The sequence below is a fragment of the Rhizobacter sp. Root1238 genome (assembly GCF_001425825.1).
Classification (GTDB): Bacteria; Pseudomonadota; Gammaproteobacteria; order Burkholderiales; family Burkholderiaceae_C; genus Rhizobacter.
Genome location: NZ_LMDM01000050.1, coordinates 127,706 through 148,366, shown reverse-complemented (window position 1 = coordinate 148,366; position 20,661 = coordinate 127,706). Strand labels below are relative to the sequence as shown.

Sequence of the window (20,661 nt, the reverse complement as noted above, 5' to 3'; positions counted from 1 at the left end):
AGGGAAGGAAGAGGGAAAAGGCCGGCGTCAGCCGACCAGCAGGCGCAGCGCGGCGTCCAGGTGCTCGGTCGGCACGCGCTTGAAGCCGGAGCGCGCATAGCGCTGCAGGCGGCCGACCGCGAAGCCGGTCAGCACCGAGGACTGCGCATTCGCGTCGACGGTCGGCGTCGACGAGCCGGCCGCTTCGGCGGCGCTGCGCAGGCTCTGGCGCAGCTGCGATTCGATGCGGTCGAAGAACTGGTTCATGCGGGCGACGAGGCGCTCGTTCTCGAACACCAGCGCATCGCCGACCATCACGCGCGTCATGCCGGGGTTCTTCTCGCCGAACTGCAGCAGCACCGTGAGGATCTTCTGGGCCTGCACCTGGCCGCTCGTCTCGCGCTCGGTGATCTGGTTGACCAGCGTGAACACGCTCTGTTCGATGAACTCGATCAGGCCTTCGAACATCTGCGCCTTGCTCGCGAAATGGCGGTACAGCGCCGCTTCGGAGACATCGAGCTTGCCGGCCAGCGCGGCCGTCGTGATGCGGTCGGCGCCCGGCTGTTCGAGCATGTGGGCCAGCGTCTGCAGGATCTGCACGCGGCGCTCGCCGGGCTTCGGGCGCTTGCGGCCCGCCGGTTCGGCCACCGCGTCGGCTGCCACCTCGGGACTGGTGTCTTCGGGGATGGCAGGGGTGTCGGTCATCGCGGCGGTCGGAGTTGTCACAGGGAGAGGAGCTTGTTCAGCGATTGAATTCTTGCATACACATAGGGGGGCTTTCGGCAAGGGTGAACGCCAACTTCTGTGCTGTTGTTCGCAACTTTGGCCGTCTTCAGGTAGCGCTGCATCCAGACCGCGCGCATGCCGATGCGGTGTGCCGCCTTCTGGTGGGCCAGCGTGTCCTCGACCAGCACGCAGCGCCGCGGCGCCACCTTCAGCCGCACCGCGACGCGCCGCAGCATGCGCGCATCCGGTTTCGGCCGCAGGTCGCCGAACATCGTCATCTCGTCGATGCTGACCAGGCCATCGAAGCAGTCCGCGAGGCCGAGCGCCCGCAGCACGCGCAACGCGTAGGACCGTGGCGCGTTCGTCAGCAGGACCTTGCGGCCGCGCAGCCGGCGCAGCGCGGCGCGGTCGTGCGCATGGGTGCGCAGGCGGTCCTCGAGGCCTGGCAGCCGGTGCGTCTCCTCGAGAAAGTGGCTCGCGTTCACGCCGTGGTGGCGCACCAGGCCGAGCAGCGTGGCGCCGTAGCGGTCCCAGTACTGCTGGCGCAGCGCCGAGGCCTCGCCCGGCGCCAGCCCGAGGTGCGACACGATGTAGTCGTTCATCGCCTGGTTGGTCGGGCCGAACGCTGCGTGGGACGCGTCATGCAGCGTGTTGTCGAGATCGAACAACCACACCCGCGCCGATCGGCGTCCGCTCATTCGGCCAGCTCGTCGAGGATCGGGCAATCGGGCCGCTGGTCGCCGTGGCAGCAGCTCGCCAGGCTCGACAGCGTGCGCTTCATCGCCTCCATCTCGGCGATGCGGCGGTCGAGGTCGGCCATGTGGTCCAGCGCGATGCGCTTCACGTCGCCGCTCGCACGCCGGCGGTTCTGCCACAGCTTCAGCAGCTCGCCGATCTCGGCCATGCCGAAGCCGAGGTCGCGGGCGCGCCGGATGAAGCGCAGCGTGTGCACCTCCTTGTCGCCGTACTGCCGGTAGCCGGCATCGGTGCGGCCGACCTGCGGCAACAGCCCCAGCGATTCGTAGTGCCGCACCATCTTCGCCGACACGCCCGAGCGTTGTGCCGCTTCACCGATGTTCATCGTGCCACTCCCTTCCAGCGCCGCAACAGCAGCGCATTGCCGACCACGCTGACGCTGCTGAACGCCATCGCCGCGCCGGCGATCACCGGGTTCAGCAGCCCGAAGGCGGCCAGCGGGATGCCGACCACGTTGTAGATGAAGGCCCAGAACAGGTTCTGGCGGATCTTGCGTTGCGTCAGCCGCGCGATCTCGAGCGCATCGGCGACCAGGCGCGCATCGCCGCGCATCAGCGTGATGCCGGCCGCCTGCATCGCGACGTCGGTGCCGCTGCCCATCGCGATGCCGACGTCGGCCGCCGCCAGCGCCGGCGCATCGTTGATGCCGTCGCCGACCATCGCGACGCGTGCACCGCCGCGGCGCAGCGCCTCGACCAGCGCGGCCTTGTCCTGCGGCAGCAGCGCGGCATGCACGTCGGCCGCGTCGATGCCGAGTTCGCGCGCCAGCTTCGCCGCCGCGCCGGCGCTGTCGCCGGTCAGCAGCAGGCAGCGCACGTCGAGCGACTGCAGCTGGCGCACCGCGTCGGTCGCGCTCGGCTTCGCGGCGTCGCCGAACGCCAGCAGGCCGCGCAGCCGCGGCACCGGCGCGGCCTCGGCCAGCCACGAGACGGTGCGGCCGTCGAGCTGCAGCGCGTCGGCCCGGGCCTGCAGCGGCGAGACGTCGATGCCGCGCTCGCCCATGAAGCGGCTGCTGCCGAGCAGCAGCGTGCGCCCGCCGACCTCACCCGACAGCCCGCGGCCGGCGACGCTGCGCACGCCGCTGGCCGGCGCGATGGCCAGCCCGTCGTGCCGCGCCGCCGCGAGCACGGCCGCAGCCAGCGTGTGCTCGCTGCCGGCCTGCAGCGCCGCGCTGTCGGCGAGCAGTGCGCGCGCATCGCCATCGGCCGGCTCGCAGGCGACCAGCGCCGGGCGGCCTTCGGTCAGCGTGCCGGTCTTGTCGAACGCGACGATGTCGACCTGGCGTGCGCGCTCCAACGCCTCGGCATCCTTGATCAGGATGCCGCGCCGTGCCGCGACGCCAGTGCCGGCCATCAACGCGGCCGGCGTCGCGAGGCCGAGCGCGCACGGGCAGGCGATCACCAGCACCGCGACGGCGTTCAGCACCGCCGGCTCCCACGCCCCGGTCGCCAGGCCCCAGCCGAGCAGCGTGACGGCCGCCAGCACCAGCACCACCGGCACGAACACCGCACTGACCCGGTCGACCAGCTGCTGGATCGGCGCCTTCTTCGCCTGCGCCGACTCGACCAGGTGGACGATGCGCGACAACGCCGATTCGGCACCGAGCGTGGTCGCCCGCAGCAGCAGCAGGCCTTCGCCGTTGACCGACCCGCCGATCACCCGCCCGCCCGGCTGGCGCAGCACCGGCAGGGCCTCGCCGGTGATCAGCGATTCGTCGACATGGCTCTCGCCTTCGAGCAGCTCGCCGTCGACCGGCACGCGTTCGCCGGCCCGCACGACGACGAGGTCGCCGACCCGCAGCTGCGCGATCGGCAGGTCGCTTTCGGTGCCGTCGCGGCGCACGCGCGCCGTCTGCGGCCGCAGTGCGTTCAGGGCCCGGATCGCATCGGTGGCCTGCCGCTTGGCACGCTGCTCCAGCCACTTGCCGAGCAGCACCAGCGTGATCACCACCGCCGACGCCTCGAAATACAGGTGCCCGTGTCCGCCGTGCGCCCACAGCTGCTGCAGGCTGAGGCCGAACGCCGCCGAGGTGCCGAGCGCCACCAGCAGGTCCATGTTGCCGGTGCGCGCGCGCAGTGCCTTCCAGCCGGCGCGGTAGAAGCGCGCGCCGAGCACGAACTGCACCGGCGCGGCCAGCAGCAGCTGCAGCAGGCCGGGCAGCATCGCGTCGATGCCGGCGAGCGACAGCAGCATCGGCAGCACCAGGGGCAGCGACAACATGGCGGCGGCGATCACCGGCCAGGCCGGTACCGCGGCGGCCGGCGCTTCGTCTTCCTCGTGCACGTGGGCCGCATAGCCCGCCTTCTCGACCGCCGCCAGCAGCACCGCGGCATCGTCGACGCTGGTCTGCACCTCGGCGCGCTCGGTCGCCAGGTTGACGGTGGCCGACACGACGCCGGGCACGCGCTGCAGCGCTTTCTCGACACGCGCGACGCACGACGCGCAGGTCATGCCGTCGATGCCGAGGGACAGGGAATGGGGGGCGATGCCGGTCGTGTTCATGACGCGACTGTCAACCTTACCATCATGGTAATGTCAAGGCCTTGCCGGCCGTGGGGCTTCGCGGTGCGGCTTGACCTTGCCACGGTGGCAAGCTTCACAGTGAATCCATCAAACCACCACGGAGAACCCCATGATCGAGTTCCAGGTCGACGGCATGAGTTGCGGCCATTGCGTCAAGGCGGTGACGCAGGCGCTGAAGGACGCCGATCCCCATGCGCTGGTGGTGGTGAACCTCGCGGAGCACACCGTCGAGGTCGAATCGGCATCGGACCGGTCGCTGCTCGCGGCGGCGCTGACCGAGGCGGGCTACCCGCCCAAGTAGCCTCCATTCCGCGCCACGAACTCAGTGGCTCCGGATCATCGTGCCGTAGGCCTGCTCGGTCAGGATTTCCAGCAGCATCGCGTGCGGCACGCGGCCGTCGATGATGTGCACGGTGTTGACGCCGTTCTTCGCCGCGTCGAGGGCCGACGCGATCTTCGGCAGCATGCCGCCGCTGATGGTGCCGTCGGCGAACAGCTCGTCGATCTCGCGCGCCGACAGGTTGGTCAGCAGCTTGCCCTGCTTGTCGAGCACGCCGGGGATGTTGGTCAGCATCAGCAGCTTCTCGGCCTTCAGCACCTCGGCCAGCTTGCCGGCGACCACGTCGGCATTGATGTTGTAGTTCTCGTTCTCCGAGCCGAAGCCGAGCGGCGAGATCACCGGGATGAACTGGTCGTCCTGCAGCGCCTTGACGACCGACGGGTCGATCGACTCGATCTCGCCGACCTGGCCGACGTCGTGCACCTTGGTCGGGTCGTCGCGGTCGACCATCTTCAGCTTGTGCGCGCGGATCAGCCCGCCGTCGCGCCCGGTCAGGCCGACGGCCTTGCCGCCGACCGCATTGATCAGCCCGACGATGTCCTGCTGCACCTGGCCGGCCAGCACCCACTCGACCACTTCCATGGTCTCCTCGTCGGTGACGCGCATGCCCTGGATGAAGGTGCCCTTCTTGCCGATCTTGGCCAGCGCATCCTCGATCTGCGGCCCGCCGCCGTGCACCACCACCGGGTTGATGCCGACCAGCTTCAGCAGCACCACGTCTTCGGCGAAATCCTGCTGCAGCGCCGGATCGGTCATCGCGTTGCCGCCGTACTTGATGACCATGGTCTTGCCATGGAACTTCTGGATGTACGGCAGCGCCTGGGCCAGGATCTCCGCCTTGTCGCGCGGGGCGATGTGCGTCAGATCGGGGTTGGCGTGGCCTTGGGGCTTGTTGGCAGGGGGCTCGTTGTTCATGGAGGGCCTTCGTGGAGACGACCGCCACGGGTCGTCGCGGCGCGAATTGTAGGGGTCATCACTAGGTCGTGTGCACGCCGCGCCCGGTCGGCGGCACACCGCCCGGCGCGTCCTTCGACAAGGCCATCACGATGCCGCACAGCTCGTGCATGCGCTGCGGGCCGCACACCTGCGTCAGCAGTTCCAACTGGCGCTCCAGCACCTGCAGGCTGGCCAGCCGTTCGCGCACATGCGCCAGGTGGCCTTCGATCACCGCGTCGACCTTCGAGCAATCGGCCTGCGGGTGGTCGAGGAACTCCAGCAGCGGCCGCACCTCGTCCAGGCTCATGTCCAGCGACCGGCAGTTGCGAATGAAGCGCAGCCGTTGCACTTCGGCCTCGGTGTAGCGCCGGTAGTTGTTGCCACCGCGCGCCGGCGCGGGCAGCAGGCCGGCCTTCTCGTAGTGCCGGATCGTGTCGACCGGCACGCCGGTGGCTTCAGATACATCCTTGATGCGCATGGGGACTTGACCTTGGAGGGACTCCAGGCTTTCGACTGTGCCACAGCGCTTTCGCTCGGCCTCCCCATTTCCCATGTCACGACATTGCTGCGACCACGACCACGCGCATGCGCATGCCCATGCCCCCTCCGACGACGCGGGCCACGGCCACGGCCATTCCCACGACCACCTGCCCACCGGCCCGGTGTCGGCCGCCTACCGCCGCGTGCTGTGGGTCGCGCTGGTGCTGAATGCCGGCATGGCGGTGCTGGAGATCGGCGGCGGCCTGCATGCCGATTCGGCCTCGCTGCTGGCCGATGCGGCCGACTTCTTCGGCGATGCCGTCAACTACGGTCTGAGCCTGGTCGCGCTCGGCATGGCGGCCATCTGGCGCCCGCGCGTCGCCTGGTTCAAGGGCTCGACGATGGCGGTCTACGGCGCCGCCGTGCTGGGGCTGGCGCTGTGGCACGCATGGCATGGCGCGTCGCCGGCGCCGGCCACGATGGGCTGGATCGGCGCGCTGGCGCTGGCGGTGAACCTGGGCGTCGCGCTGCTGCTCTACCGCTTCCGCGAGGGCGACGCCAACATGCGCTCGGTGTGGCTGTGCAGCCGCAACGATGCGATCGGCAATGCCGCGGTGCTGCTGGCCGCCGTCGGCGTGTTCGGCACCGGCACGATGTGGCCCGATGTCGTGGTCGCGCTGCTGATGGCCGGCCTCGGGCTGCAAAGCGGCATCGCGGTGATGCGGCATGCCCGGGTCGAGCTGCGGCACGCCGACCGGGCGTTGCCGAAACAGGCCTTGTGACCCGCCGCATCGACCCCCATCTACCGGCCGCAAGCCTCTTTACCGAGGTCCTCTTGAAAGAGAAAGGCAAACGGACATGAAACGACTTCTTGCCATGCTGGCCTTCGTGGCCATGGGTCTGGCGTCGGCCGCGGCGTTCGCGCTGCCGACCGTCACCGAGGTGCAGGCCGAGGTGCAGAAGGGCAACTACGCCCAGGCCGAGACGCTGATGCGCGACGTCGTGGCCGCCAAGCCCGGCAGCGCGAAGGCGCACTACGTCTACGCCGAGATCCTCGCGCACAACAAGCGCTACGAGTTCGCGCTGCAGGAGGCGCGCCTCGCGCAGCAGCTCGACCCGGCGATCGGCTTCACGCAGCCGGACAAGTTCAGGAGCTTCGAGCAGCTGCTGGAGCGCGAACAGCGCGGCACCACCGCGGCCGGCGGCGGCAATTCGGCGGGCACCGCGGTACAGGCGCCGCGCCAGGCGCCGGCTCCGCGCGCCGCCGAACGCAGCAGCGGCCTCCCCGGCTGGATCTGGGGCGCCGGCTTCGCGGTGATCGCGGTGCTGCTGTGGCGCATGTTCAGCGCCCGCCGCGCGCAGCCGATGTCGCCCGCCTACGCCGGCGGCATGCCGACCGGCGGCTACGGCCCGAACTACAGCCCGATGGGCGGCGGCACCGGCAGCGGCATGCTGGGCACCGGCCTGGCAGCGGCCGGCGGTTTCGCGGCCGGCATGCTGGCCGAGAAGATGCTCGACGGCCACCGCGACGGCGGCTCGTCGTCGTCGAACGCCGCGTCGGACGGCGGCCTGTCGCCGGGCTACTTCGACAACGGCGCGGCCGATGAACTGTCGAACCGCTCGGTCGACTTCGGCTCCGGCGGGGATTGGGACAGCGGTGGTGGTGGCGGAGGCTCCGACGGCGGCGGGTCCGACGGCTGGTGATGAGCCGTGGCCGTCACCCCGTCATCTGGCGGGCTTGACGAAGCGCAGCGCGAACCGGTCGGCCGGCTCTTTCATGTCGAAGAAGGCCTGATCGCGCGGATCGGCCGGGTTGCGCAGGAAATCGCTGTCGGCTTCGAACACGAAGCCGGCCGCCTCGATCTCCTGCCGCACCAGCTGCTCGTCGATGCGGTGCAGGCGCTTCGCGTCGGCCACGCCGGTGCCGGCCTTCGCCGCATGGTCGACCAGCACCAGGTGGCCGCCCGGCTTCAGCGCGTCGAACATCGCGCGGTTCAGCCGGGGCCGGTCGACCGGCGAGTACGCGATGTCGTGGTACGACAGCACCAGCGTCACCAGGTCGACCCGCGGCGCATCGGCGGGGAACAGGTCTTCGAAGGGCCGCACCAGCACGCCGACCTGCGGCTGCGGATGCGCGGCCAGCCGCTTGTCGAGCACCGGCCGGGACTGCGTCACCTGCGACCAGACCTTGCCCTGCGGTCCGACCGCCAAGGCCATCAGCTGCGTCGTGTAGCCACCACCGGCCGACACGTCCAGCACCGACATGCCCGGCTTCGCCTGCGCGAAACGCAGCAGGCCGATCGGCTGGCGGCCGGCGTCCGCCTTGCGGTCGTCGTCGGTGCGCAGCGGGCTGGCGAGCAGCGCCTGCAGGTCCGCATCCGTCTGGGCCGAGGCCGGCCAGGGAGAGAGCAGCGCGAGCGCCGTGGCCAGCACAGCACCGCGAATCCAGTCGTGACGCATCGGACGCTCCTTCGAATGAGGACTGCATTCTGGCGTCGCCGGCCGGGCCGCACCGGCGAGGGGGCATGCCCCGCGTGCGGCGGCGTCAGCCCTCCACCGGGTTCAGCACCGCATGCACGATGCCGCCCAGCTGCTCCAGCGTGTACTCCTTCTGCATCAGCCCCTTGATTCCAGCCTGCTGCGCCGCGCTGCGCATCTCGTCGGAGATGAAGCCCGAGCTGATGACCACCGGCAGGTCGGCGCGGATGCGCCCGATCTCGGCCGCGAGCTCCATGCCGGTCAGCTCCGGCATGTTGTAGTCGGTCACCACCAGGTCGTAGGCCACGGGATCGCGCTGCAGCAGCGCCGCCGCCTCGCGCGGCTGGTCGATGCCGGTCACGCGGTAGCCGGCCCGCTGCAGCAGGCTCTCGACCATCAGCAGCATCGCCGGGTCGTCGTCGACCACCAGCACGTGCTGCCCTCGCCCGACCGGCACCGGCGCCGGCGCGCCGGCCGCATCGACCCGCTGCGGCCGGTGCGGCAACAGCGGGAAGTAGAGATGGAAGGTGCTGCCGCGCCCCGGCTCGCTCTCGACGTCGATCGCGCCGGCATGCGCCGTCATGATGCCGTGCACCACCGACAGCCCGAGGCCGGTGCCCTGCCCGACCCGCTTGGTGGTGAAGAACGGCTCGAACACCCGCGCCCGCGTGGCCTCGTCCATGCCGACGCCGTTGTCGGACACCCACAGGTGCGCACAAGGCCCCGGCGCCAGGTCGCCCAGGCGTTGCGCCTCGTCGGCATCGATGCGGCGTTCGTCCAGCCCGATCGTGATGCGCCCGCTGCTGCCCTGCAGCGCATGCCAGGCGTTGGTGCACAGGTTCAGCAGGATCTGCTGCACGTGCGTGGCATCGGCGCTGACGAACAGCGGCCGCTCCTCCAGCGCCAGCGCCAGCTCCACGGTGGCCGGCAGCGTCGAGCGCAGCAGCGCGATCGACTCCTCGATCATCGGCCGCATCGGCTGGCTCACCAGCTCGTGCGGCTGCATGCGGCTGAACGCGAGGATCTTCTGCACCAGGCTGCGCGCGCGCACGCCGGCCATCTCGATCTGCTTCAGCGGCGGCGTCGCGCCATGGGTGTCGTCGAGCCGGTCGCGCGCCAGCGAGACGTTGCCGAGGATCGCCGCGAGGATGTTGTTGAAGTCGTGCGCGATGCCGCCGGCCAGCGTGCCGATGGCCTCCATCTTCTGCGACTCGCGCAGCTGCGCCTCGAGCAGCACGCGCTTCGCCTCGGCCTGCTTGTGCTCGCTGATGTCGGTCACCATGCCGAGCGAGCCGACATAGTGGTCGGCCTCGTCGAACACCGGCGTGATCGACATCGACACCCACAGCGGCTGCCCTTCGCTGCGGTGCATGCGCAGCTCCACCGTCTCGACGGTGCCGGGCGGCCGGCTCGCCAGCGCCTCGGGCGCCAGCCGCGCGGCCGGGTCGTCGACGAATTCGGCGAGCGGCCGGTCGAGCATGTCGGTGGCGCCTTGCCCGAGCAGGCGCAGCAGCTTCGGGTTGACGAAGGACAGGCGGCCCGGCGCATCGATGAGCCAGATGCCTTCGTTCGCCGTCTCGACGATGCGGCGGTAGCGCCGTTCGCTGTCGCGCAGCTCGCGCGTCATCACGCGGGCCACGCTGTAGGCGCGCATGCGCCCGGTGGTCAGCTGCCAGGTCAGCGCGGCCAGCAGCAGGCTCAGCCCGATGCCGGCCACCGCGATGATGCGGGCCGACTCGCGGTGGTGGCGTGCCTCGAACTCCGGCGTGCTGCGCACCTGCACCGTCCAGCTCTGGCCGGCCACGCCGATGTACTCCTGCGCTTCGAAGCGCGCCGGCTGCCGGTCGGCCTCCGCGCCGACCGAGCGGTACATCAGCGCATCGTCGCGCGGCTCGACGCCGTCGTAGACGCGCAGGTCCAGCCCCGGCGTCGACTCGCCGTACAGGCTGGACATCAGGTCGCCGATGCGAAAGCCGGCCCACACCCAGGCCACGACGCTGCGCCGCCGCGCGGCCACGCTGTCTGCAGGCTGCCCGGGCGCGTACAGCGGCAGCAGCATCAGGAAGCCGTACTGCGGCGCGTGGTCGGGCTCGGTCACCAGCCGGATGCGGCCGGTGATCGCGACGCTGCCGGAATCGCGCGCCTTGTCGAGCGCGGCGCGGCGCGACGGGTCGGTGGAGATGTCGTAGCCGAGCGCGGACAGGCTGCGGCCGTCCGCCGGCGCGATGAACGTGACCGGCACATAGCTCGCGCGCGGTCCGGGCGGGCGGACCTCGTAGAACGGGATGCCGGACCGGCGCTGCGCCGTTTCGTGCGCCGCGAGGTCGGGGCCTTGCACCAGCGGCCCGTAGGCGATCGCCTGCAGGCCGTTGAAGTCGACGCCGACCAGCAGCGCGTCGACATAGCGGTCGAAGCGAGCGCGGTCGACCGAGCCGCTCGCGAGGAACAGGCCCTGCACGCCGCGCAGCATCTGCTCGAAGGCGGCCATGCGCTGCTCGATGCGGCTGGTGGCCTGGCGCAACCCGAAGTCGAAGCTCGCGCGCAATGCGGCGGCCTCGGACGCGCGCTCATGGCGCCATGCCAGCGCGGTGACCGTCAGCGAGACGGCCGCGACCAGCAGCGACATCAGCAGCGGAAAGGCTCTCTTCACGCCGGGTCCGAACGAAGTGACGTGGAGGCCGTCATTTCTAGAAGTGCGTCATCGTGCGCGCCAACTCGGCCGGGAAGTACTTCTCGAAGATGCGCTGCATGCTGCCGTCGGCGCGCATCTCGTCGACCAGCGCGCGCCAGGCCTGCTGCTGCGCCGGCGACAGCGACCGCTTCGACATGATCAACCCGTGCGGCACCGCCGGATCGTCGAACTCGACGATGCGCGTCTGCGCGCGGATCGTGCCCTGCTGCACCGTCGGGTAGTCGAAGGGCTCGATGATCATCGCCTGCACGCGGTTGTCGAGCAGCACCTGGTACAGCGGCTCGAGGCTGGACGCATGGTTCACGCGGCCCTGCGCATCGAGCGCGTCGACCAGGCGGTTGGCGGTCGGGCTGTAGCGGAAGCTGCGGATCACGCCGAGCCTGAGCTTCGGGTCGCGCTCGAAATCGGCCAGCGCGGCGACGTTCGCATCCCGGCGCACCAGCAGGTAGTACTTGTTCGACACGTACCACGCGAAGGCGGCGAACTGCTCGCGCGCCGGGTTGGTGATGCCCGACAGGCTGAAGTCGAGCGCGCCGCCTTCGATCAGCTGCCAGATGCGGGCGCGCGGCAGCACCGAGACGCTGAACTTGCAGCCGCTGCGGCGCGCCAGTTCGTCGGCGATGTCCTTGTCGATGCCCTCGCCGGTGACGCCCGAATAGAGCAGGCCGTGCTCGTGCAGCGCGAGGCTCATCGGGCGCAGGCATTCGGGCTTGTCGGCGGCAACGGCCGGCAAGGCCGCCCCGAGGGCGACCGCCAGGGTCCAGGCTTGCGCGCGCAGCCATGTCGACAACTTCAGCATGCGGTGAAACCCCCTGGGGGCGCAGCATAGCCCGGCATCGCGGTGCCCGGTCCGGGGAGTTGCCGCCAGGCCCGGGAAAATCCCACACTGGGGATGCCGTCGGCGCCGCGGCAGCGGCAGAATCGCCGGCGTCCGACGCACACGCCCCCGCTCGCCTTCCGCATGACCGCCACCGTTTCCACTTCGCCGCACCCCACCCGCCAGCCCGGTCTCGACACGCTGCGGGCGCTGGCCATCCTGCTGGTCTTCGCGTACCACTACCGCGTGTTCGTCAGCGGCCATAACACCTTCGGCTGGGCGAGTGCGGTCGGCTGGACCGGCGTCGACCTGTTCTTCGTGCTCAGCGGCTACCTGATCGCCAGCCAGCTGATGGGCGGCATGCTGCACGGGCGAACGTTGTCGCTCGGCGCGTTCTACCTGCGACGCGCGCTGCGCACGCTGCCGGCTTTCTGGGTCGTGCTGGGGCTGTACTTCCTGTTCCCGGCCGTGATGGGTGGACGCGAGCCGCCGCCGCTGTGGCGCTTCCTGACGTTCACGCAGAACTTCGACCTGCAGCCGGGCACCGCGTTCTCGCATGCGTGGTCGCTGTGCATCGAAGAGCAGTTCTACCTGGTGCTGCCGCTGGCGCTGCTCGGGCTGATGCGCCGGCGGCAGCGGCTCGCACTCGCCTGGGCCCTGCTGGCCTCGCTGGTCGTCGCGGCGATCGCATGGCGCAGCGTGCTGTGGCTGCAGTACGGGCGCGAGGCCGGCGGCGCGATCGAGGGCTACTACCCGAACGTCTACTACGCGACGCTGTGCCGCTTCGACGAATTCCTGCCGGGCGTCGCGCTGGCGCTGCTGAAGCACGGGCACCCGGCCACCTGGGCCCGGCTGATGCCGCATGGCCGGGCGCTGTTCGCGGTGGGCGCCACGGCGACGCTGGCGGTGCTGTGGGCGGCGCTGAACTTCTACGAGATCCCCGGCTACGGCTACGGCTACGCGATGAGCGGCTTCGGCTACTCGCTGGTGGCGATGGCGTTTGCGCTGCTGCTGCTCGGCGCGCTGGCCGACGGCTCGCCGCTGCAGCGGCTGCGCATCCCCGGGGCGGCGCCGCTCGCGCTGTGGTCGTATGCGCTGTACCTGACGCACAAGCCGATCGCGGTGATCGTGAACCGGCTGATCAAGCCCTGGGGTCTGCCCGAGCCGCTGCACGTGGCGCTGGTCGCGCTGGCCTGCCTGGCGGGCGGCTGGCTGCTGTACCGCGCAGTCGAAACCCCGTTCATGCGCTGGCGCGATCGGCGCTGGCCGCGGCATTTCGATGTCGCGCCGCGCGCCACGGCGGCGCTGCCGAGCACGCCATGACGCTGCAGCGCCTCGGCCTCGCGCTGCTGCTGGCCGCCGCCGTGCCGCCCGGCCTGCCCCCGGCGCAAGCCGCCGAGGCCTACGCGATGCAGGCCGCGCGCCAACCCGATTTCGGGCAGATGCAGCGGCTCGGCCGCACGATGTTCTTCGACCCCGCGCTGTCGGCGTCGGGCGAACAGAGCTGCGCAAGCTGCCACGACCCGGCCTCGGCCTATGGCCCGCCGAACGGCAAGCCGGTGCAGCCGGGCGGGCGCGACGGGCAGGCGCTGGGTTTTCGCGCGACGCCGTCGCTGCGCTACCTGCAGAACGTGCCGCCGTTCACCGAGCATCGCTTCGACGACGACGTCGACGAGAGCGTTGACCAGGGCCCGGCCGGCGGCCACGACTGGGACGGCCGCGCGGCCACGGTGCACGAGCAATCGGGCCTCGCGCTGCTGTCGCCGAACGAGATGGCGAATGCGGATGCCGCGGCGGTGGTCGAGCGGTTGCGGCGCGCGCCGTACGCCGGCGAATTCCGCGCGACCTTCGGCGCCGATGCGCTCGACGCGGTGGAGCCGGCCTTTCAATGGGCGCTGCTGGCACTGGAGATGTTCCAGCAGGACGCGGCGCAGTTCCATCCGTACAGCAGCAAGTACGACGCGGTGCTGCGCGGCCGCGCGCGCCTGACGCCGCAGGAGGCGCGCGGCCTCGCGCTGTTCAACGACGAGGCCAAGGGCAACTGCGCGTCATGCCACCCGAGCGCGGTCAGCGCGACGACCGGCGCGTTCCCGGCCTTCACCGACCACGGCCACATCGTCGTCGGCGTGCCGCGCAACCGCGACCTGCCGGCGAACCGCGACCCGGCGTTCTTCGATCTCGGTTTGTGCGGGCCGGAGCGGCACGACCTGGCGGCAAGCCGCGAGCACTGCGGCGCGTTCCGCACGCCGACGCTGCGCAACGTGGCGCTGCGGCAGGCCTTCTTCCACAACGGTGTGCTGCACTCGCTGGACGAGGTGATGCGCTTCTACGTGACGCGCGACCTGGAACCGCAACGCTGGTTCGGCCGCGGCGCGGGCGGCCAGGTCGAGCCGTACGACGACCTGCCGGGCGCGCTGAAGGAGAACGTCAACACCGATCCGCCGTTCGATCGGGTCGCCGGGGACAAGCCGGCGCTCGATGCGCAGGAGATCGCGGACGTGATCGCGTTCCTGAAGACATTGACGGACGGATATGCGCCCTGACGTCAGTCCAGCTTCAACGCCCCTGTCAGGTCCCCCATCGCCGCCGACCCGTTCTTCGCGAGCCCCTCGTCGCGCATCTTCAACCCCGGCAGCGTCTCCAGCTGCCAGCGCCGCGTGATGAAGCGCAGGATCGAGCCGGTGTCGTATGGCGTGTGGTCGACGAAGCCCTTCTTCGCCCACGGCGACACGATGATCGCCGGGATGCGCGAGCCCGGGCCCCAGAGGTCGCCCTTCGGCACCGGCGCGTGGTCCCAGAAGCCGCCGTTCTCGTCGTAGGTCACGACCACCAGCATGTGCTTCCACTGCGGGCTCTGCTGCAGCTGGCCGATCAGGTCGGCGATGTGCTGGTCGCCCGAGGCCACATCGGCATACCCCGCGTGCTGGTTCAGGTTGCCCTGCGGCTTGTAGAACGTCACCGGCGGCAGCGTGCCCGCCGCCGCATCCTTCAGGAAGCTCTCGTCGAAATCCTTCAGGTGCGCGCGTCGGTAGGCGGCCCTCGCCGGATCGGTCGGGTCGACCGTCGCGTAGTAGTTGAACGGCTGGTGGTGCGTCTGGAAGCCGATCGGCGGTGCATAGATGATCTTGCGCGCCACCGCCGCCGGCTGGCGGCCTTCGGCGGTCGCCGCATTCCACGCGCCGCCGTACCAGGCCCAGTCGACGCCCTTGCGGTCGAGCATGTCGCCGATCGTCAACTGCGTCTGCGGCGGCAAGGTGTTGGCCTTGCCGGCATCGGCCAGCAGGTCGCTGCCGGTTGCGGCGGGCGGCACGCCGCTCGGCTGGTAGGCCGGTTGCATCGTGTTGACGGCGTAGTACTGGCCGTCGCCCGCGTAGTTGGCCGGCGTCAGGTTGCTGCTGTTGACGTACTTCGGCGGCCCGGCGATCGCCGACGACGGCGAATCCGGCCGCGTCGTCAGCTTCGCGCTCCAGCGGCCATCGGGAAGCCGGTCCACCACCGAGATCGAGCCCTTGGCCGGCGACTGTTCGGCCCCCGGGTACACCGGCACGCAGGCGCACACCAGGTACTGGTGGTTCAGGAACGAGCCTCCGAACGCGCCCATGTAGAAGCGGTCGGCCAGCACGTACTGCTGCGCGATCTGCCACAGCCGCATGCGGCTGCCGTCGTAGTAGCCCATCGCGAGCCCGCCGCCATCGGCCCAGGCGGCGAACTTGTCGTTGCGCCCGCCGTTGATCTGCATCTGGTTCTCGAAGAAGCGGTGGTACAGGTCGCGCGTGATCACGTCCTGGCCGACCTTCACGCCGCTGCCCTGGTAGCCGGCCTCGGCATCGATCTGGAACGGCTTGTTGTCCTGGTTCGCCGTCGCGCCCTGCGCCAGCGTCACCGCCTGGCCGGCGGCGGTGACGCCGCCCCAGGTCTGCGGCAGCTTCGGCAGCGCCAGGTCGCTGTCGCGCTCGGTCTGCGGCTGCCACGCGCTGCGCGACGACGGATTGACGCCGGGGATGCCGTCGGCGCCGGGGTACAGGCCGTACAAGGTGTCGAACGCGCGGTTCTCCGCAAAGATCACGACCACCGTGCGGATGCTGTCCTGCAGCTTCGCTTCGGCGGCGGGGCTGCCCGCCGGGGGCTGGGTGCCGCAGGCGGCCAGCGATGCCGCCAGGGCGATGACGGTGGCTCGGATCTTCATCGGTCGCTCTCCTGGTTGTTCTTCGAGGGAGCGCCATCATCCGTCATTTCTCGAGCGGCTTCAGCTGCTGCAACAAGGTCGGGATCAGCTCGCTGACGGTCGGGTGGATGTGCACCGCGCGCGCGATCACCGTGTACGGCGCATTGGCCGCCATCACGTCGAGCAGCGAATGCACGATCTCGTCGCCGTCGATGCACAACAGCGACGTGCCGAGGATGCGTTCGGTCTGCGCATCCACCAGCACCTTCATGAAGCCCTGCGTCTCGCCGCGCTCCTTCGCACGGCCGACGCGCGTCATCGGCATCGTGCCGACCAGCGCCTCGCGGCCGCTCGCCCGCACCTCGGCCTCGGTCAGGCCGACCCGACCGAGCGGCGGATCGATGAACAGCGCATAGGCCGGGATGCGGTCGCTGACGCGGCGCGGGTCGTCGTCCAGCAGGTTGGCGGCGACGATCTCGTGGTCGTTGTACGAGGTGTGCGTGAACGCGCCGCGGCCGTTGCAGTCGCCCATCGCCCAGATGCCCGGCACGCTGGTGCGCAGCTGGTCGTCGACCTCGATGAAGCCGCGCGCATCGCAGGCCACGCCGGCCTGTTCGAGCCCGAGGTCGTCGGTGTTCGGCCTGCGGCCCACCGCCACCAGCAGGTGGCTGCCGTTCAGTTCGCGCGGACGGCCGTCCTGCGTGATGCCGAGCCGGATGCCGCCGTCGGCCGCGCGGGCCAGCGTGAAATCGCGCGCCATCGTCAGCACCTCGATGCCCTCGCGTTCGAGGATCGCGCGGATCTCGGCCGACACCTCCGGGTCCTCGCGCGACACCAGGCGCCCGCCGTGCTCCAGCACCGTGACGCGTGCGCCGAAGCGGCGGTGCATCTGCGCGAACTCCAGCCCGATGTAGCTGCCGCCGATCACCAGCAGGTGCTCCGGCACCACGTCGAGCGCCATCATCGAGGTGTTGGTCAGCACCGGCACCTCGCCGATGCCGGGCCAGTCGGGCAGCGACGCGCGCCCGCCGGTGTTGATGAAGATCTTCGGCGCCTCGAGCACGTCGTCGCCGACCTGGACGCGGTGCGGCGCGACGAAGCGCGCATGGCCCCACAGCAGCGTCAGGTTCTCCATGCCGCCGAGCCACGACGACAGCGACGCGACCGACTGCGCGACGATCGCGTCCTTGCGCGCCTTCACCGCCTTCATGTCGACGCGCACCGGGCCGTCGATCACGACGCCGTAGTCGGCCGCGCGCCGCGCGACATGGGCGGTGCGCGCGCTCGCCACCAGCGTCTTGGTCGGGATGCAGCCGTCGTTGACGCAGGTGCCGCCGAGGTGCTCGCGCTCGACCAGCGCCGTCTTCATGCCGGCGGCACACAGCTTCGCGGCGAGGAACGGGCCGGCCTGGCCGCTGCCGATCACGATGGCATCGAATGGGCGTGCAGTGCGTGTCATGGGGGTTCTCCGGGACGGTGGACATCAGCGTGCCGCGCATCATGCGCCGGCATCGAAGCAGCAGCGACTGAGTCGGGTTCGCGACAGCAAACTGACAGCCCTTTTCTCGGCAGGGCGCTTGACCCGTCATGGCCGGCTCCTTAGACTTCGCGGCCCAGGGACCGAAAGAATTCTTTCGACCCACGCCAGCCGGCCGCCTGTCTTGCGGCACACGACTCCCACTCGGAGACGCTTCCCCTCTCGCTCCCCTTCAACCGGGCCTCGGCTGCCCTTGCCGCCGAGGAACATTGCGTCTTCGAGGCCTGCGTGGACACGAGTCGTCATCGGCTGCTCGACAGCCAGTTCCAGCTTCACAGCGCGTTCGGCGATGCGTGGTTCTTCGACCGCATCGCGCGCTCGTACGAACCCGCGCCGATCGAGCCCTGCGCCACGCCGGCGCTCGACATCCGCGTGCACCACGCGAGCGCGGCCGAACTGGTCGACGCGGCGGCCGACTGGCCGGGGCAAGCGCGCTTCCACCGCTCGCTGAACTACCCGCACTGGAACCTCGAAGGCCCGGCCGATCCAGGGGCCCGTCACGGGACCAGTCACGGGACCGGCGCGATCCACCTGCCCGGCGAAGGCATGCTGTTCCGCCACGACGCGCAGCGCGCCTGCCTCGACGTGCACATCGACCCGATGCACGCGCTGCGCTCCAGCGAGCTGATCTTCCATGCCGCGCGCAACCTGACGCTGTGGCGGCGCGGGCCGCGCTTCGCACCGATGCTGCACGCGAGCGCGGTGGTGCTCGACGGCGCGGCCTGGCTGTTCCTCGGCGGCAAGGGGGCCGGCAAGTCGACGCTGTTCATCGACATGGTGCTGCGGCACGGCGCGCGGCCACTGGCGAACGACCGGGTGCTGCTCGACGCCGACGACGGCCGCAGCGTGTGGTCGTGGCCCAGCTACCTGTCGTACTGCGAGGGCACCATCGTCGACTACCCCGAGCTGCGGCGCATCTTCGACGCCGGGCTGCGCGACCTGCAGCGCCGCCACCTCGACGCCGGCCAGACCTGCGACCGCGCGCTGTACCGGCGCAGCTACGAGCAGCAGCACAAGCGCATCGTCGCACCCTGCCTGCTGGCCGAGGTGCTGGGCACGCTCTATGTGCCGCGCGCGCCGCTGGCCGGCGTGGTGCGGGCCACGCTCGAACCCGGCCATGCCGCGGGCATCACGCTGCATTCGGTGGGCAGCACCGCCGGCCTGCAGCAGGCCGACATCGCCGATGCGCTGTTCCCGGCCGACGACCCCGACTTCCCGTGCTGGCACGGCGACACCCACGGCCTCGCGCAACGGCCCGAACCGGCCGCCGCGGCGCTCGGCTGGCTGCGTGCCGCCGGCGTGCCCTGGCTCGAACTCACGCTCGACCCGGTCTGCGGCAAGCCGGGGCTGCGAAAACTTCTCGATCGATGAAAGGGAACACGACATGACCTGCAGAGAGCTGCCCGTGGATTTCAGCTTCACCGACACCGAGCGCAGCGCGCTGGTGCGGCGGCTCGAATCGATCCGCGTCAACCCGTACAAGGCCTACGAGGCCTTCCGCCACGAGATCTGCATGCTGGTCGCGAGCGACCCCCATGTCGCGCGCTTCCGCGATTTCATGGAGGCGCGGCGGCGCGTGTCGGCCTACGAGCGGCCGTTCGTGTTCGTCGCGAACTGCCCTATCGACAGCGTGCTGCCCGAGCTCGGCAACGTCGATCCGGTGGCCGACAAGCACGCGAAGAAGCGCAGCTTCGTCGCCGAAGGCTTCCTGCAGCTGCATGCCGACGTGGCCGGCGAGCACCCGATCTCGTACCTCAACGTCAACGACGGCGATGTCTTCCAGGACATCTTCCCGAAGGCGTCGCTGAGCGACTCGCAATCGCAGAAGGCGCTCGGCCCGATCCATTTCCACAAGGACCTGGCGAACCATTTCGTGCGCCCCGACCTGGTCAACATCCTGTCGCTGCGCAGTTGCGACGACAACGAGATCTGGACCACCTTCGTCGCCAACCGCGATGTCCTCGCCGCGCTCGACAGGAACACGCTCGCGGTGCTGCGCGAGGGCGCGTTCTACACCCCGTTCGACGACCTGTCGATGATGGGCGGCAACGTGGCGCTGGGCAGGGCCGCCGACCATGCGGTGCTGACGCGCGAGGTCGAGCTGCGCTTCTTCGAGAAGCGCACCGAAGGCCTGACCGATTCGGCGACCCGCGCGGTGCAGCGGCTGACCGAGACGCTGCATGCGGTGAAGCGCCGCGTGCAGATGCGGCCCGGCGATTTCGTGTCGATCGCGAACAACCTGTCCCTGCACGGCAAGGAGATCGGCATCGTGCGCAACGAAGCCGCGCAACGCCAGCGCTGGAGCATCAAGACGGTCAACGTCCATGCCATCGCGCCGCATGTGCCCCACCTGGTCCCCGGCAGCTCGTACCTGATCAATGGATGAACACCGCCCCCCGCGCTGGTGCGCCGTCACCGGCGCCAGCCGTGGCATCGGACGCGCGGTCGCGCAGGGCCTGCTCGCGAGCGGGTTCGGCGTCATCGGCATCGCCCGCCATGCCGCGCGGCTGGCCGAGATCGAGCGCGACTGGCCGCGGCGCTTCATCGCGTTGCCGCACGATGTCGCGCAGCCCGGCCTGCGCACCGCCTTCGATCGGCTTGCCGCGAGCGAACGCCTGCGGCTGCACGACATCGAACTCGCGGTGCACTGCGCCGGCTGCGCGTTCCAGGGCGCGCCGCTCACCGAGATGAGCGATGCCGACCTGCACGCCACCATCGACACCAACGTGCTCGGCACCACGCTGGTCGTGCGCGACATCGCGCGCCTGCTGCAGCAGCGCGGCGGCGGCACGCTGATCGTGCTCGGCTCGATCGCCGGCCACGACGCCGCCCCGGCGATGGCCGCCTATGCCGCGAGCAAGGCGTACACGCAGCAGCTGCTGCGCTGCGTGCGCGCCGACCTGCACGGCTCGGGTGTGCGCGTGAGCTGCGTGCAGCCCGGCACCACCCGCACCGGCCTGCTCGACGGCCAACCCGGCCTCGGCGCCGCCGAACGCTTCGAGGGCTTCGCACCGCTCGAAGCGCAGGACCTCGCCCGCACCATCGAATGGATCCACCGGCAGCCTGCGCACGTCAACGTGCAGGAGATCAGCCTCTTTCCGGTCGCGCAAAGCCTGTATGTGCGCGGCATCCATCGGCAGCCGATCCCGGCCTGCGGCCGGGCGGCATCGCCGAGTTGACCCTGCCTTCCCGCCACCACAGGCACGCCACCATGCCCTACCCTGCATCCACC

Annotated in this window: 19 protein-coding genes; 8 read left to right on the top strand and 11 right to left on the bottom strand. The window is 70.5% G+C overall.

The window, feature by feature from the left end; all coding sequences use genetic code 11:
- Window positions 1-27: 27 nt before the first annotated feature.
- The 4 genes from slmA to ASC98_RS28975 are packed head-to-tail and all read right to left on the bottom strand — an operon-like array spanning window position 28 to window position 3,963.
- Entirely contained in the window at window positions 28-684 is a 657-nt protein-coding gene (slmA, locus tag ASC98_RS28990; protein ID WP_056805974.1) for a nucleoid occlusion factor SlmA, read from the bottom strand.
- A gap of 17 nt (window positions 685-701) precedes the next feature.
- Window positions 702-1,403, bottom strand: coding sequence for a pyrimidine 5'-nucleotidase (locus ASC98_RS28985; protein ID WP_056805855.1), 702 nt, complete (start codon window positions 1,401-1,403; stop codon window positions 702-704).
- Entirely contained in the window at window positions 1,400-1,786 is a 387-nt protein-coding gene (cueR, locus tag ASC98_RS28980; RefSeq protein WP_056805852.1) for a Cu(I)-responsive transcriptional regulator, read from the bottom strand. The genes ASC98_RS28985 and cueR overlap by 4 nt, the downstream gene beginning before the upstream one ends.
- Entirely contained in the window at window positions 1,783-3,963 is a 2,181-nt protein-coding gene (locus ASC98_RS28975) for a cation-translocating P-type ATPase (RefSeq protein WP_056805848.1), read from the bottom strand. Before ASC98_RS28975 ends, cueR begins: the two co-directional genes overlap by 4 nt.
- A 130-nt stretch (window positions 3,964-4,093) precedes the next feature.
- Between ASC98_RS28975 and ASC98_RS28970 the strand changes: the two genes are divergently transcribed.
- A complete protein-coding gene (locus tag ASC98_RS28970; RefSeq protein ID WP_056805845.1) occupies window positions 4,094-4,285 on the top strand; it encodes a heavy-metal-associated domain-containing protein in 192 nt (63 codons plus the stop codon).
- Between the two features lie 21 nt (window positions 4,286-4,306).
- On the opposite strand, the gene argB is transcribed toward ASC98_RS28970, so the two are convergent.
- Window positions 4,307-5,239 carry an acetylglutamate kinase gene (gene argB / locus ASC98_RS28965; protein ID WP_056805842.1) on the bottom strand — a complete coding sequence of 311 codons (933 nt, stop codon included), beginning with the start codon at window positions 5,237-5,239 and terminating at the stop codon, window positions 4,307-4,309.
- 61 nt (window positions 5,240-5,300) lie between these two features.
- Window positions 5,301-5,738, bottom strand: coding sequence for a Cd(II)/Pb(II)-responsive transcriptional regulator (locus tag ASC98_RS28960; RefSeq protein ID WP_056805839.1), 438 nt, complete (start codon window positions 5,736-5,738; stop codon window positions 5,301-5,303).
- A gap of 73 nt (window positions 5,739-5,811) precedes the next feature.
- Here ASC98_RS28960 and ASC98_RS28955 point away from each other — a divergent pair, with 73 nt between their 5' ends.
- Both ASC98_RS28955 and ASC98_RS28950 read left to right on the top strand, forming a co-directional pair.
- The gene (locus tag ASC98_RS28955) at window positions 5,812-6,522 is read left to right on the top strand and encodes a cation transporter (RefSeq protein ID WP_056805836.1); all 711 of its coding nucleotides are present in this window, start codon (window positions 5,812-5,814) and stop codon (window positions 6,520-6,522) included.
- A 76-nt stretch (window positions 6,523-6,598) separates the two neighbouring features.
- The gene (locus ASC98_RS28950; RefSeq protein WP_157598094.1) at window positions 6,599-7,444 is read left to right on the top strand and encodes a tetratricopeptide repeat protein; all 846 of its coding nucleotides are present in this window, start codon (window positions 6,599-6,601) and stop codon (window positions 7,442-7,444) included.
- A 21-nt stretch (window positions 7,445-7,465) separates the two neighbouring features.
- Here the strand turns inward: ASC98_RS28950 and ASC98_RS28945 are convergent, their stop codons facing one another.
- The 3 genes from ASC98_RS28945 to ASC98_RS28935 all read right to left on the bottom strand — a co-directional run bounded on the left by ASC98_RS28945 (window position 7,466) and on the right by ASC98_RS28935 (window position 11,709).
- Window positions 7,466-8,200: a class I SAM-dependent methyltransferase gene (locus tag ASC98_RS28945; RefSeq protein ID WP_056805830.1), complete on the bottom strand. Its 735-nt coding sequence runs from the start codon at window positions 8,198-8,200 to the stop codon at window positions 7,466-7,468.
- Between the two features lie 85 nt (window positions 8,201-8,285).
- Entirely contained in the window at window positions 8,286-10,868 is a 2,583-nt protein-coding gene (locus ASC98_RS28940; protein WP_056805827.1) for a CHASE domain-containing protein, read from the bottom strand.
- A 37-nt stretch (window positions 10,869-10,905) separates the two neighbouring features.
- Window positions 10,906-11,709 carry an ABC transporter substrate-binding protein gene (locus ASC98_RS28935; RefSeq protein WP_056805824.1) on the bottom strand — a complete coding sequence of 268 codons (804 nt, stop codon included), beginning with the start codon at window positions 11,707-11,709 and terminating at the stop codon, window positions 10,906-10,908.
- Between the two features lie 162 nt (window positions 11,710-11,871).
- Between ASC98_RS28935 and ASC98_RS32030 the strand changes: the two genes are divergently transcribed.
- On the top strand, window positions 11,872-13,050 hold the full coding sequence (locus ASC98_RS32030) for an acyltransferase (RefSeq protein ID WP_056805972.1): 1,179 nt from the start codon (window positions 11,872-11,874) through the stop codon (window positions 13,048-13,050).
- The gene (locus ASC98_RS28925) at window positions 13,047-14,270 is read left to right on the top strand and encodes a cytochrome-c peroxidase (RefSeq protein WP_056805821.1); all 1,224 of its coding nucleotides are present in this window, start codon (window positions 13,047-13,049) and stop codon (window positions 14,268-14,270) included. Before ASC98_RS32030 ends, ASC98_RS28925 begins: the two co-directional genes overlap by 4 nt.
- 2 nt (window positions 14,271-14,272) lie before the next feature.
- Here ASC98_RS28925 and acpA read toward each other — a convergent pair whose 3' ends face one another.
- Window positions 14,273-15,913 (bottom strand): acid phosphatase, encoded by a 1,641-nt coding sequence (gene acpA / locus ASC98_RS28920; protein ID WP_056805819.1) that lies wholly within the window; start codon window positions 15,911-15,913, stop codon window positions 14,273-14,275.
- A gap of 43 nt (window positions 15,914-15,956) precedes the next feature.
- Entirely contained in the window at window positions 15,957-17,351 is a 1,395-nt protein-coding gene (locus ASC98_RS28915; RefSeq protein WP_056820621.1) for an FAD-containing oxidoreductase, read from the bottom strand.
- A 306-nt stretch (window positions 17,352-17,657) separates the two neighbouring features.
- Between ASC98_RS28915 and ASC98_RS28910 the strand changes: the two genes are divergently transcribed.
- The 3 genes from ASC98_RS28910 to ASC98_RS28900 are packed head-to-tail and all read left to right on the top strand — an operon-like array spanning window position 17,658 to window position 20,608.
- The gene (locus ASC98_RS28910; protein WP_056805813.1) at window positions 17,658-18,800 is read left to right on the top strand and encodes a hypothetical protein; all 1,143 of its coding nucleotides are present in this window, start codon (window positions 17,658-17,660) and stop codon (window positions 18,798-18,800) included.
- A gap of 13 nt (window positions 18,801-18,813) precedes the next feature.
- Window positions 18,814-19,815, top strand: a complete 1,002-nt coding sequence (locus ASC98_RS28905; RefSeq protein ID WP_056805811.1) for a hypothetical protein — start codon at window positions 18,814-18,816, stop codon at window positions 19,813-19,815.
- On the top strand, window positions 19,808-20,608 hold the full coding sequence (locus ASC98_RS28900; RefSeq protein WP_056805808.1) for an SDR family oxidoreductase: 801 nt from the start codon (window positions 19,808-19,810) through the stop codon (window positions 20,606-20,608). The genes ASC98_RS28905 and ASC98_RS28900 overlap by 8 nt, the downstream gene beginning before the upstream one ends.
- The last annotated feature ends 53 nt before the right edge of the window (window positions 20,609-20,661 follow it).

Excerpts from the sequence above, each read along its gene's own strand:
- slmA (WP_056805974.1), bottom strand. The coding sequence starts at position 684 with ATGACCGACACCCCTGCCATCCCCGAAGACACCAGTCCCGAGGTGGCA.
- ASC98_RS28985 (WP_056805855.1), bottom strand. The coding sequence starts at position 1,403 with ATGAGCGGACGCCGATCGGCGCGGGTGTGGTTGTTCGATCTCGACAAC.
- cueR (WP_056805852.1), bottom strand. The coding sequence starts at position 1,786 with ATGAACATCGGTGAAGCGGCACAACGCTCGGGCGTGTCGGCGAAGATG.
- ASC98_RS28975 (WP_056805848.1), bottom strand. The coding sequence starts at position 3,963 with ATGAACACGACCGGCATCGCCCCCCATTCCCTGTCCCTCGGCATCGAC.
- ASC98_RS28970 (WP_056805845.1), top strand. The coding sequence starts at position 4,094 with ATGATCGAGTTCCAGGTCGACGGCATGAGTTGCGGCCATTGCGTCAAG.
- argB (WP_056805842.1), bottom strand. The coding sequence starts at position 5,239 with ATGAACAACGAGCCCCCTGCCAACAAGCCCCAAGGCCACGCCAACCCC.
- ASC98_RS28960 (WP_056805839.1), bottom strand. The coding sequence starts at position 5,738 with ATGCGCATCAAGGATGTATCTGAAGCCACCGGCGTGCCGGTCGACACG.
- ASC98_RS28955 (WP_056805836.1), top strand. The coding sequence starts at position 5,812 with ATGTCACGACATTGCTGCGACCACGACCACGCGCATGCGCATGCCCAT.
- ASC98_RS28950 (WP_157598094.1), top strand. The coding sequence starts at position 6,599 with ATGAAACGACTTCTTGCCATGCTGGCCTTCGTGGCCATGGGTCTGGCG.
- ASC98_RS28945 (WP_056805830.1), bottom strand. The coding sequence starts at position 8,200 with ATGCGTCACGACTGGATTCGCGGTGCTGTGCTGGCCACGGCGCTCGCG.
- ASC98_RS28935 (WP_056805824.1), bottom strand. The coding sequence starts at position 11,709 with ATGCTGAAGTTGTCGACATGGCTGCGCGCGCAAGCCTGGACCCTGGCG.
- ASC98_RS32030 (WP_056805972.1), top strand. The coding sequence starts at position 11,872 with ATGACCGCCACCGTTTCCACTTCGCCGCACCCCACCCGCCAGCCCGGT.
- ASC98_RS28925 (WP_056805821.1), top strand. The coding sequence starts at position 13,047 with ATGACGCTGCAGCGCCTCGGCCTCGCGCTGCTGCTGGCCGCCGCCGTG.
- acpA (WP_056805819.1), bottom strand. The coding sequence starts at position 15,913 with ATGAAGATCCGAGCCACCGTCATCGCCCTGGCGGCATCGCTGGCCGCC.
- ASC98_RS28915 (WP_056820621.1), bottom strand. The coding sequence starts at position 17,351 with ATGACACGCACTGCACGCCCATTCGATGCCATCGTGATCGGCAGCGGC.
- ASC98_RS28905 (WP_056805811.1), top strand. The coding sequence starts at position 18,814 with ATGACCTGCAGAGAGCTGCCCGTGGATTTCAGCTTCACCGACACCGAG.
- ASC98_RS28900 (WP_056805808.1), top strand. The coding sequence starts at position 19,808 with ATGGATGAACACCGCCCCCCGCGCTGGTGCGCCGTCACCGGCGCCAGC.